The 11,151-nt window shown below is 67.5% G+C and carries 10 protein-coding genes; 6 read left to right on the top strand and 4 right to left on the bottom strand.

Annotated elements, in window-relative coordinates; translation table 11 throughout:
• Both AC1DKN_RS14335 and AC1DKN_RS14330 read right to left on the bottom strand, forming a co-directional pair.
• Window positions 1–468, bottom strand: a complete 468-nt coding sequence (locus AC1DKN_RS14335; protein WP_476871642.1) for a hypothetical protein — start codon at window positions 466–468, stop codon at window positions 1–3.
• Entirely contained in the window at window positions 465–3,665 is a 3,201-nt protein-coding gene (locus AC1DKN_RS14330) for an efflux RND transporter permease subunit (RefSeq protein WP_476871641.1), read from the bottom strand. The genes AC1DKN_RS14335 and AC1DKN_RS14330 overlap by 4 nt, the downstream gene beginning before the upstream one ends.
• A 287-nt stretch (window positions 3,666–3,952) precedes the next feature.
• On the opposite strand from AC1DKN_RS14330, the gene AC1DKN_RS14325 reads away from it, so the two are divergent.
• Window positions 3,953–4,147: a DUF1918 domain-containing protein gene (locus AC1DKN_RS14325; RefSeq protein WP_476850038.1), complete on the top strand. Its 195-nt coding sequence runs from the start codon at window positions 3,953–3,955 to the stop codon at window positions 4,145–4,147.
• Window positions 4,148–4,162: 15 nt separating this feature from the next.
• Here AC1DKN_RS14325 and AC1DKN_RS14320 read toward each other — a convergent pair whose 3' ends face one another.
• Complete coding sequence (locus tag AC1DKN_RS14320) at window positions 4,163–5,617, bottom strand: DUF5129 domain-containing protein (RefSeq protein WP_476871640.1); 1,455 nt, start codon at window positions 5,615–5,617, stop codon at window positions 4,163–4,165.
• Window positions 5,618–5,720: 103 nt separating this feature from the next.
• Between AC1DKN_RS14320 and AC1DKN_RS14315 the strand changes: the two genes are divergently transcribed.
• The 4 genes from AC1DKN_RS14315 (at window position 5,721) to AC1DKN_RS14300 (ending at window position 8,770) form a co-directional block, all read left to right on the top strand.
• Window positions 5,721–6,272 carry an LpqB family beta-propeller domain-containing protein gene (locus AC1DKN_RS14315; RefSeq protein WP_476871639.1) on the top strand — a complete coding sequence of 184 codons (552 nt, stop codon included), beginning with the start codon at window positions 5,721–5,723 and terminating at the stop codon, window positions 6,270–6,272.
• Entirely contained in the window at window positions 6,269–7,927 is a 1,659-nt protein-coding gene (locus AC1DKN_RS14310) for a DUF5671 domain-containing protein (RefSeq protein ID WP_476871638.1), read from the top strand. Before AC1DKN_RS14315 ends, AC1DKN_RS14310 begins: the two co-directional genes overlap by 4 nt.
• Before the next feature lie 127 nt (window positions 7,928–8,054).
• Window positions 8,055–8,252, top strand: coding sequence for a YegP family protein (locus tag AC1DKN_RS14305; protein WP_223916785.1), 198 nt, complete (start codon window positions 8,055–8,057; stop codon window positions 8,250–8,252).
• Window positions 8,253–8,302: 50 nt separating this feature from the next.
• On the top strand, window positions 8,303–8,770 hold the full coding sequence (locus tag AC1DKN_RS14300) for an SRPBCC family protein (RefSeq protein ID WP_476871637.1): 468 nt from the start codon (window positions 8,303–8,305) through the stop codon (window positions 8,768–8,770).
• Between the two features lie 69 nt (window positions 8,771–8,839).
• Here AC1DKN_RS14300 and AC1DKN_RS14295 read toward each other — a convergent pair whose 3' ends face one another.
• Window positions 8,840–9,880 carry an isopenicillin N synthase family dioxygenase gene (locus AC1DKN_RS14295; protein ID WP_476871636.1) on the bottom strand — a complete coding sequence of 347 codons (1,041 nt, stop codon included), beginning with the start codon at window positions 9,878–9,880 and terminating at the stop codon, window positions 8,840–8,842.
• 151 nt (window positions 9,881–10,031) lie between these two features.
• On the opposite strand from AC1DKN_RS14295, the gene AC1DKN_RS14290 reads away from it, so the two are divergent.
• Window positions 10,032–11,147, top strand: a complete 1,116-nt coding sequence (locus AC1DKN_RS14290; RefSeq protein WP_476871635.1) for an alkaline phosphatase family protein — start codon at window positions 10,032–10,034, stop codon at window positions 11,145–11,147.
• The last annotated feature ends 4 nt before the right edge of the window (window positions 11,148–11,151 follow it).

Raw genomic sequence — 11,151 nt, 5'->3', positions numbered from 1 at the left:
TCACTCGGCCGTATCGAATTCGGTGCCGAGAAGTTCCTCGGCCCCTGTCGTGACAACCACGGTCCCTGCCGGCGGCCCGTCCGTCAGGACGGCGACGTCGCCGTTGATGCGCTGGACGGTGATGGACTGGCGGACGTAGACCTGGGGCTCGGGGTTGGTGTAGACCCATGCGTTGCCCGAGCTGTCGTAGAGTATGGCCCCGTAGGGGACGGTGAGCTTCCCGGTCTTGGGATCTACGGCAATCACAGCTGTCGCGATCCCGACCCGTTCAATGGCGTGCTCGGTGAGGGTGAGCCGGTGAAGGTCCGTGCCGGGGACTTCAGCGATAGCCGCCGGTTCGCCTTCGGACGGTGCGGCCTCCGGCGCCTGGGCGCAACCTGTGGCGGAGAGAGCGGTGAACGCCGTCACGAACAGCGCAAGGATGAAAACCGCGACCTTGTGGCCCCGCGGCGAAAGTGTGGAGTTCACGACGCATCCTGGCTTTCAGTTGGTGCTGCGGTGCCCTGACCGGTCCGCGCGCTGGGTGCTTGCTTCGGCTCGAACCGAAGCAGCACAGCGGGCACAACAAACAGGGTGAAGAAAGTTGTTGTCAGCAGGCCGCCCCAGACGATCACGGCTAGCGGCAGGATAATTTCCGTTCCGACGACGCCGCCCAGAAGGACCAGGGGCAAAAGCGCCAGGGCCGTGATCACGGTGGACATCAGGATGGGTCCCAGTCTCTCCTTGGTTCCGCGGACCACCAGCGCAGGCCAGGGCGCCGAAGCATCTGTTGCCCGTAAATCCCGGACCTGGCCCGTCAGCAGGAGTGTGCCGCGCACGGCGATCCCCAGCACAGCGGCGAAGGCGACCAGGGCCACCAGCGAGTTGACCCCGCCCGTGGCCTGGGCGGCCAGCACACCGCCGGACAGTGCCAGGATCAGGCCCAGGAAGAGCGGGCCGGCGAGCCGCCAGCTCCCCGTCGCCGTCTGCAGCAGAACCAGGATGCCGGCCGCGGCAACCGCCGCGAGCAGCCAGAGCCACTGGTAATTGTTCTGCTGCTGGGCGTATTGGGTGAGGATCTCGGCGTGATAGGAAATCGGGAACTGCATCTGCTGCAGGGCCGTGTTGATGTCTCCTTCGATGTCGCCCAGCGGACGGCCCTGGATGTCGGCCTTCACATCGATGCGCCGCGAGGTGTCGTCGTGCAGGATCACGGACTCGTTCCCGACCATGGTCACCTGCGCGACGTCGCCGAGGCGGGCGTGCCCGCCGTTGGGGGTGTCAATGATCAGGTTGCGGACGCTGTCCAGGCTGCTGCGGGTGGCCGCATTCCCCTTCACGATGACAGAGAAGACCTTCTGCTGTTCGTACAGGTTGCCGACTTCGATGCCTTGCAGCAGGGCGGCAGCCGCGCGCCGTACATCACCGGGGACGACGCCGGCTTTTTGGGCCGCGGCGAGGTCCACTCTGACCTCGGCGATCGGCTGTTCGGGGGGCAGGTCGACGTGGGGATTAACGACGCCGGCTGTGTGCTCCAGGATTGTTTGGACCTCCGCCGCCTTCTGCCGCAGGACTGTCGGGTCCAGGCCAAAGACCCGGACGGCAAAGCCGCTATCGGCTTCTTCGCGGATCCGGTCGATGCGTTGTTGCGGGTAGGTGGAAATTTTGCTGGTCAGGCCCGCGTAGCCTGCGATCACGCGGTCGACGGCGGCGGCCGTGTCGGCATAGGACGCGTCGGGGGCCACGGTCACCCACAGCTCGCCGGAGCTGACGTCACCGACCTGATCCGAAGTGATCGCGCGCCCGACGTGTCCTCCGACATTGGCCACGCCCGGGACGGTGCGCAGTTCTACGGCAGCAGCCTCGGTGATCCGGCTCATTTCCTGGTCCGAGGTGCCTGCTATCGCGCTCCAGTGCACCACCAGCGTCTTGTCCGCCAGCACCGGCACCACAGGACGGGTCCCGGCCAGCTGGGGTGCGAGCGCCAGTCCGGCCACCGCCAGCACCGCCGCGGCTGCGAATACCCACCGCGTCTTTTGCGTCAGCCGCGTCACGGTCCGGCCGTAGGCGCCTTGCAGCCGCGCCAGGGAACGCCGTTCCGGCGCCTTGGAACCGACCGGAAGGACGAACGCCAGTGCCGCCGTGACCGTGAGCGCCACGATCATCGAGACAACCAGGGCCAGCAGATAGCTCTGGACCAGGGGTCCGAACAGGGCGCCGTTCTCACCGGAAATAAAGAGCGCGGGCATGACGGCCAGCGCCATAATCAGCAGCGAGTAGAGCATTGGCGTGCGGGCTGCCCGCAGGGCGCCCGGGATCACGGAGTCGCGTCGGCGCTGTTCCTGTGACTGGTCCTGGCCGGCCTCCGTCCCGCCGTCGGCAGTTTCGTGGCCGGACCTGGCCGCGGCGCTGCGTGCCCGCGCGATGCCGTTCAGGTCTTCCGCGACGTCGCCTACGATGACGGCCAGGGCAAGCACCATGCCGGCCAGGACCATGGTGTTCATCCCGGTGCCACGCAGATCGAGCACCAGCGCTGACGCGGTCAGCGACACGGGAATCGTGATCAGGGTGATCAGGGCCGTGCGCCAGGAACGGAAGAAAGCGCCAAACAGGGCAACGATCAGCAGCAGCGCGATCAGCGCAGCGACGCCGAGCGTCCCGACCTCTTCGTCGATAAAGGAGGCCTGCCGGTAGACGCTGGTGTCGATCACGACTCCGGGCAAGCCGGGCTGGAGCTCCCGGAGGACCTCGTCAACGCCCCGGGTCACGTCCATCGTGTTGGTCTCCGGGAACTTTTCGATGACCAGCAGTAACTCGGCTTCATTGCTGAGCAGGGCGTCGCCGATCAGAGGCTGGTGGTCGGTTGCCACCGTTGCCACGTCTTTGAGCAGGAGATTGCCGGCCGGACCTTGGACAGGAACCTGGCCCAGGTCTTCCGGCGTGGTGATTGGCAGGACATGCTGGACGCCGATCCGCTGGTGGCCCGTCTCGAAGAAACCGCCGGTGCCCGGTGTGGATGCTTCCAGGTAGCTAAGTGGCGAAACCCACACGGAGTTGCCGGTCGTCTTGATGATTTCGTCCAGCGTGACGCCCTTGGCTTCGAGCTGTGCCGGGTCCACCAGGACTTGAAGCTGCTGGTCGCGCTGGCCCCAGATCGCCACGTTCGCGACGCCGGGAACGGCAAGGAGTCCGGGCTTCATGGTCCAGCGGGCCAGCACGGACATGTCGATGGCGGACATGTTTTTGGACGTTAGCCGGACCATCATGACCCGGCTGGTCGAGGACAGCGGCTGCATGAGCACTGGAGCCGCCGAAACATTCGGCAGTGCACGCGCCTGGGTCAGCCGTTCCGAGACGAGCTGGCGTGCCCGCAAAATGTCGGTCCCCGGCTTGAAAACCATCTGGATCGACGAAAGGCCGGGCACGGATTTGGACCGGATGGCTTCAACCCAGGCCACCCCGTTCAGCAGGTCGGCCTCCATGGGCGAGGTGACGAGTTGCTCAACCTCGGCGGCCGAGAGTCCCAGGGCTTCAGTCTGGATCTCTACCTGCGGCGGGGCGAATTCCGGAAAGGCGTCCACGGACATGCCCGGCAGATTGGTGAGCCCGAGGGCCAGGATTCCTGCCGCGGCGGCCAGGACCAAGAGCCGGAACTGCAGCGTCCAGCGCACGATTGCATTCATCATGGCCGGTACCCCGCTGGCTCCACCGTGGTGCAGGGGCTGGCGGGATTACGTCCGCGTCGGCTTCGTCGGCCGTCGGGGTGGGCAGAGGGAGGGGGCGGGTCGTGGAGCGGTCCTGCCGCGAAACCGATCACCGGGAAAAGGGTGCTGACTGCTTTTCCTGCTTGGCCAACTGCACATTTACCATTCACGGCGCGGCTCCTCAACCTCAGGCCATAGCGCCCCCCAGCCGATAAGAGCCATAATGATCTTCGGGCACACAGGCGTCAATAGGGATACAGGTGACCGCCATGAAGGCAACCGCAGGGGACCGCATCATCATCCGGGGGACGACGGTCGAGTCCACGGACCGGCACGGTCTGATCCTTGAAGTGAAGGGTGCCGACGGTGCGCCGCCGTACCTGGTCCGGTTCGACGACGGCCACGAAACGATCATGTTCCCCGGTGGAGATTTCGCCGTCGAAAAGGCCGCGGGCGGGCCCTAAGTCCGTTAGCGCGCCCTAGAAACTCGACGAACTCCCGGACCCGGAAAAGCTTCCGCCGCTGGACCCGTACCCGGTGGTGGCGCCGCCGCCGCGCGCGCTGCTGACGCTGCTGACGCCGCTGCTGAAGCCGGTGTTGAAGCTCGGGACCGAGAAGAAGTAGTAGGACGGGTACACCGTTCCGAGGATGCTTGGCTCGTACGTGCGGCCGTATTTTGCCTTCGTTCCCGCCTGCGCGCTGTCCATTTCCTCGCGCATGAGCCCGGCTTCCTTCTCATTGCGGGCAAAGGCCTGGATCAGGGTGTCGGCGTGATTTTTCAACAGCTCCGAGAGGTGTGTCCGGGCGTCACGCAACCTGTCCAGCGCCGATTCCGGTGTGATGGAGCCGTCCGCCAGTTCCGTCGACCAGCGCTCCATGTCGCGCCGGCTTTCATCGCGGAAGGACCGCAGCGCCAGCGCCGTCCCTGAGGTTCCCTCGGCCCGGCGCTGGCTGAGCAGGTCTTCCACGCCGTCCAGATCGTTGCGGAACGGCGCGAGCTGGCGGTCCCAGGCGGCAGGCCAGGACGAGCCCCGGTTGAGCAGGGCATTGGTATCGGCGATCACGTCGTCCAGGGCGTCGAGTTCGGCCGCGGCGTCGGCGTAACTCCGGACCAGTTTGAGGTTGGGCCGGCGGCTCAGGTCCCTGCTGCTGAGGGCGTGTACCTGGGTGGAAAGTTCGGTGGCCGTACCGTAGCGGTTCAGGAACGTGCGGTGTTTTTCCAGCACCGTGCTCCCGTACCGGGAGGACTCGGGAATGGTGCTGGCGTTGAGCTCGGTCACCTGCAGGTCCATGCTGACATTGGCGTAGCTGGCGTCGCCCCGGGCCAGTTCCTTCCGGCTGGACACCCGGGTCCGCCACCGCACGATCAGCCAGGCCGCGGCTGCGCAGACCGCGGCGGCCACCGCCGCCCAGGCTGTGACGAGGAAGGCTGTGGAACGGTACCACGGCTGATTGATGAGTTCGGCGCCGCGGCGGATCCCGGCAATGGTGCCCTCGGTCCACTGCGCATCGCGAAGCAGCTCTTTGGCGGCGTTCTGGATGTCCTCGCGCTGTTCGGGCGAGACCTTCCGGTCCTCACCCATGTACGTCCCCACATGCCGGCCCACCGGATCCAGGGCGAAGATGAACAGTCCGTCTGCCCACTTCTGCCCGTCGGCACTGATCCATTCGGGATGTTCGGTGCGGGCGAACCGCAGGACTTCTTCGTTCAGATTGTCGGCGGCAGTGCCGTTGTAGGTGTAGACCGCAACTTTGGTGGGCTCATAAAAGTCGGTGGCCTGAACCGCCGGCAACAGCGTCCGCTGGTCCAACACCCCGGCGCGGTCTTCAATGACGACGGCGGTCGGCGTCGTGGCGAGCGCGGCCGGGGCCCCGACGAGAAGGCCGGCCATCAGCACAACAGCAGCGGCGAGGGCTTTGCGCATGATTCCCATTTTCCGAGCGTAGTGGCTGGCTTTGGCTGCGTCGACGCGGACGCCGCGGAAAGGGGACGAAAGACATCGTGACCGTGCGCTGGACGGCGTCCATACTTGCGCCATGAGGCCGCCGCCTGAAGGACTGCCGGAGGAACCCCGCCCGGAGGATCCCCGCCCGGAGGATCCCGGCCCGGAAAAGCCGGGGGAGGCGGGGGAGCCGCGCCGCACCAGGGCTGACCGGACCCTGCTGGCCATCATGGCCGCGATCGCGGTGATCGTCATCATCGCGCTGGCAGTGGTCTTCACCCGCGGGGAGCCCGCGCCCCTGGCCGAGTCAACGCCCGCCGGCGTCGCACAGCGCTACGCCGCCGCCGTCATTGCCGGGGATGAGACGGCCGCCTCCGCCTACCTGACGCCGGCCGCCCGGAGCAAGTGCACAACCGGGGCCCGCCCCTCGGCCCGGAACCTGCGAGTCACGCTGGTGTCCACCACCGAGCGGCCGGAATCCGCGGACGTGAGGGTGCTCATCACCGTGTCCGAGCCGGGCGGTCCCTTCGGCAGCGCCGAATACCAGGTGGAGGACGCGTTTGACCTCGTTCGGGCGGGCAACGGCTGGCTGATCGACACCGTGCCCTGGCCCCTGGCAGTGTGCGCCGGCGAGGCGAAGCAATGAGCGCCCAAGGGACTGTGCGCCGGCTCATCACCTACGCGCTGCTGTTCGCACTGGTGGTGACCACCGCCGTCGGGCTCAGCGGACTGCTGGGCCGCCTGCTGGTGGCGGGGACAGAGCTGGCCCCGGACGACGTCGCCGGGCTCGCGCGCTCGCTGGCGTTCGCCCTGATTGGCGGCCCGCTCGCGGCCCTCTTGTGGTGGGCGGTTTGGCGGCGGCTCGAGGACCCGGAGGAGCGGTCCGCCATCGGCTGGGGTCTCTACCTGGCAGGCGCCTACCTGCTCGCCCTGCTCATCGCGGCCACCAACGTGCTGAACACTCTGTCCTCGCTGATCGGCGGGCAGGGCCTTCAGTGGCGGCTGTCCCTGGCCACAGGTCTGGTGTGGGCTGCGGTCTGGGCCTGGCACCGGTGGATGTGGCGTGACCCCCGCAAGAATCCGACAGTCCTCTCCGGTGTCCCTACGGTGCTCGGCTCGGTGCTGGGGCTCGTGCTGGGCGTGGGCGGCGCCGTCGCAGCCTTATCCACCTTGCTGGATGCCGCCCTGCGGGGAGCCGCGACGGAGGTGTCGGTGGGCAAACCGTGGTGGGTGTCGGCGCTGCAATCCCTGGTCTGGGCCGTCGGCGGAACCATTATCTGGTGGTGGCATTGGAATCACGACGGCGGCCGGAGGCTGCGGACCGGGCTGGCCGACGTCGCGCTCATCACGGTCGGGGTGCTTGGCGCCGGCGTTCTGACCTTGGGCGGAGCCGGCGTGGCGCTCTTCGTGGTGCTTCGCCTGCTGTTTGACCGTTCCGAACCGCAGGAGCTCCTGCTGGAGCCCCTCGCGCCGGCTGTGTCCGCGGCCGCCATCGGCTGCCTCGTCTGGGTCTACCACCGCAACATCGCGCGCGGGCGCTCAGAGGCCACGCTTCAGGGCGGCAGGCTGGTAACCTCCGGCGTCGCCCTGGTCGCGGCAGCGTCCGGGATAGGCGTGATCGTCAACTCGGTCCTCGCCATGACGGCGACGCCGCTGGCCGGCTCCGGGGCGCGGACGCTGCTGCTTGCGGGAATCAGCTCGCTCCTGGTTGGCGGGCCGGTCTGGTGGCTTGCGTGGCGGCGCGTGGAGCAGGCGGCGGCGGCCGGCGCCGGCCTGAACGCGCGCCGGATCTACCTGGTGGCCGTGTTCGGCCTGAGCGCCGTGGTGGCGGTGGTCACGCTGCTGGTGATCGGGTTCCGGATCTTCGAGTTCGTCCTGGGCGAGGTCAGCGGGGGAAGCCTCGTGGACCGGATCCGCGCACCCCTGGGGCTCCTGGTCGCCACGGGACTCGTGTTCGGGTACCACTTTGCCGTGTGGCGGCAGGACCGCGCCGTGCTCGCCGCGGCCGGTCCGGTCCGTCCGCGAACCATCGGCCACGTGTTCCTCGTGGCGGGATCCGACCCCGCACCGCTGCGGCGCGTCATCGGCGAGGTCACCGGGGCCGGCGTCACGGTGTGGAAACGGGCCGACGGCGGTGCCGGCACTGCCGGTGCTGGCCGCGTTGCCGGTGGGGACGTCGCGGGCGATGCCGGGGCCCAGGCGAAGCGGTTGGCGGCCGCACTGGAGGGTGTGGCGGCGCCCCGGGTTCTGGTCGTTGCCGATCAGCACGGGGGAATTGAGGTCATCCCGCTGCAGGGCTGACCGGCCTGTCCTGGGCCTGGTCGGGCCGGGCAACCGAAGGACTCTGGTCAGCCGGTTGCGGCGGGGCTAATCTGATCCGTGCCGGCTCCCCGGCCGGCCACAACAACGGAGAAATCAGGGATGCAGCATGGCTGGCAAGTATGAGGTCTACAAAGACAAGTCCGGCGGATTCCGGTTCCGGCTTAAGGCCTCCAACGGCGAGGTGATCGCCTCCTCGGAGAGCTACAAGACCAAGGCGAGTGCCATGGGCGGGGTCGAGTCCGTCAAGAAGAACGCGGCCTCGCCGGTGGTCGATCTGACGGAGGCAGCCGCTGAGAAGGGGTGAACCCGCAGGGCACGCGCCCGGTTGGGCCGGTCACCGCCTAGGATTGCCGCATGTCTACTTATGAAGTTACCCGCAGCGCAGTCATTCCAGCCCCGGCGCAGGACATCTTTCCGCTGGTCAACAGCTTCCACGAATGGACCAAATGGTCTCCTTGGGAGGCCGTTGATCCGGCCATGGAACGGAGCTACTCCGGCAGCGAATCCGGCGTCGGTGCCAAGTACACCTGGAGCGGAAACCGCAAGGCCGGCTCCGGCACCATGGAAATCGTGGACACGGCCGAGCCGCGCAACATCAAGATCCGTCTGGAATTCACCAAGCCCTTCAAAGCGGTCAACCCCACCTCCTTCACGTTCACGCCCTCCGGCGACGGCACTCAGGTCACCTGGACGATGACCGGGGAGAACAAGGGCATCGGCAAAGTGTTCGCCCTGTTCATGAACATGGACAAAATGGTCGGCGCCGACTTCGAAAAGGGCCTGGCCTCGCTGGCCGGCGCCGTGAAACAGCGAGAGGCCTGAGTCGGGACGCCGCCGGGCCGCCCCGGCGGCCCGTCATTCCCGGCACGTTGGCCGGTGAACTGCTGCCGTTCAGGTCTGCCCGGCGCTCCGGACCAGTTCCGGGTGATGAATCCGGGCGACCTCGGGGTGGGCCCGCAGCCAGCCTTTGAGCACGTTTGCGCCGTAGGACGCGAGCATCGGATTGTCCGGATCATCGGTGACCCCCCGGGACCGGGCCGCGAGTGCGGGCGGCAGGGGCACTGGCTCAATGACGGCATCGAGCCGGGGCGAGAAGAAGAAGGGGACCGTGTAGCGGTCGACGCCGGCCGGGGGCGCCTCCACGCGGTGGATGGTGGCGGCCAGGTAACCCTGAGTCGCGACTTCGAGCATTTCGCCCAGGTTGATGACCAGGGCCCCCGGAATGGGTTCGACCGGAATCCAGCTGTCCGTGCCCGGCGGGAGTACCTGCAGGCCGCCGACCTGGTCCTGGAGCAACAAGGTGACAAAGCCGTAGTCCGCGTGCGCGCCGACACCCTGCGGACCGGCATCAGCGACGACGCCGCCGACGTAGTGGACCAACTTGGCCATCCAGGCCGGTGAGTCCCGGAAGGGTTCATCGAAGTATCCTTCGGGCAGTTCCAGCGACACGGCGATGGCGCTGAGCAATTCGGCCCCGATGCCGGACATCCGTTCCGCCCAGGCCATGCACACGGTGCGCAGCTCGGGCAGCGCCCGGTCCGGCAGCAGGTTCGGCCCTTGGACCAGCCAGTACGGCTGATCCGGCGGGTAGTCCTCCACGGCGGGACGCTCCGGTCCAAAATCCAGCTGCTCCCGCGCGTCCGGCCGCCCCTGGGTGATTTCGTGGCCCAGCCGCGTGTAACCGCGGAAATGCGGCGAGAGCCGGTTGTCCAGTTCCAGCCGTGATGCAAGCGGAAGCTCGAAGAAGCGCCGCGTGACGTCGAAGAGCTCATCCACCTCGGCGGCAGAGGCCCCGTAACCGGTCAGCTGGAAGAAGCCCACCCGGTGCGTGGCGTCGCGCAGTGCATCAATAAACGCCGGGTCAAACCTGCCGTCGCGCCCCCTGGCGGTACTCAGGTCCAGGAGCGGAATGGAATCCGATGGTGCGCCCATGAGTGCAAACTACCACCACAGCATTCACTACTGAACTCATTCCCAGCAACCGTGCAGGGTCCTCGCGGGTTTTCTTGACCGCGGTGTGAAAGAGTGCAGACACTGAAGCCGCCAAATCCACGCTGACAGGTCAATCAGAAAGCCGGAATCCATGAGCCGGACTGCCACGAAAAATCATCGACGAATCGCCGCGCGGCTGCTTGTTGCAGCAGTCCTGGTGGCGTCGGCAGCGGCGTGCGAGCCGGGGCCGCCGGGCGCCAGCCCGGGTCCCACTGCCGGGGGCACCGCCACCGCGGGGGCGGCGTCGAAGCCCGGGCACGTGTTCGTCATCAATCTCGAGAACAAGGGCTACAACAAGGTGTGGGGCGCAGGCTCGGAGGCCCCCTACCTGTCGCAGACGCTCCGCAGCCAGGGCGTCCTGCTTTCCAAGTACTACGGGATCGCCCACAATTCGAACCCGAACTACCTGGCCCAGATCTCCGGCCAGCCGTCCAATGCCATGACGAGGGAGGACTGCCCCACCTACGCCGCGTTTGAGCTGACGGGGACGGGCGCGCTCGGCCTGGCGGAGGGCGCCGGCTGCGTCTATCCGGCCTCGGTCCCCACGGTCGCCGGGCAGCTCAGCGCCGCAGGCAAGACCTGGAAGGGTTACATGGAAGACATGGGCACGCCGTGCCGTCATCCCGAACTCGGCGGGCAGGACACCAGCCAGGGCGCCAAGGTGGGTGACCAGTACGCAACGCGGCACAACCCGTTCGTGTATTTCCAGGCCATCACCTCGTCACCGGACTGCCAGAGCAACGTGGTGGACTTCAGCGAACTCCGCGGCGACCTCCAGTCCGTAGCCACCACCCCGAACCTGTCCTACATTTCGCCCAATCTTTGCAATGACGGCCACGACAACCCCTGCGTCGACGGCAGCCCAGGCGGACTGGCCGCCGCCGACACTTGGCTGAGCCAGCAGGTCCCGGCCATCCTGGATTCCCCGGCCTTCCGGCAGGACGGGATGCTGGTGATCACCTTCGACGAGTCCGAGGGCAAGACCGTTGGGCCCTCAGGGCTGCTGCCCGGAGGGACGGCCGGCGGCAGGATTGGTGCGCTGGTCCTCTCGCCGCTCACCAAGGGCGGCACGACGTCGGACCGGCCCTACAACCACTTCAGCCTCCTGGCCAGCATCGAAGACGCCTTCTCTCTCCCGCGCCTCGGGTACGCCGGGGCGCCGGGACTGGACAGTTTCGGCGGGGACGTCTTTAACGCCGGGTCCTAGCGCG

It is taken from the genome of Arthrobacter sp. 01N444 (genome assembly GCF_056399305.1).
Note: the sequence above shows the minus strand (reverse complement) of the source record. Positions and strands in the feature narration are given on the sequence as shown.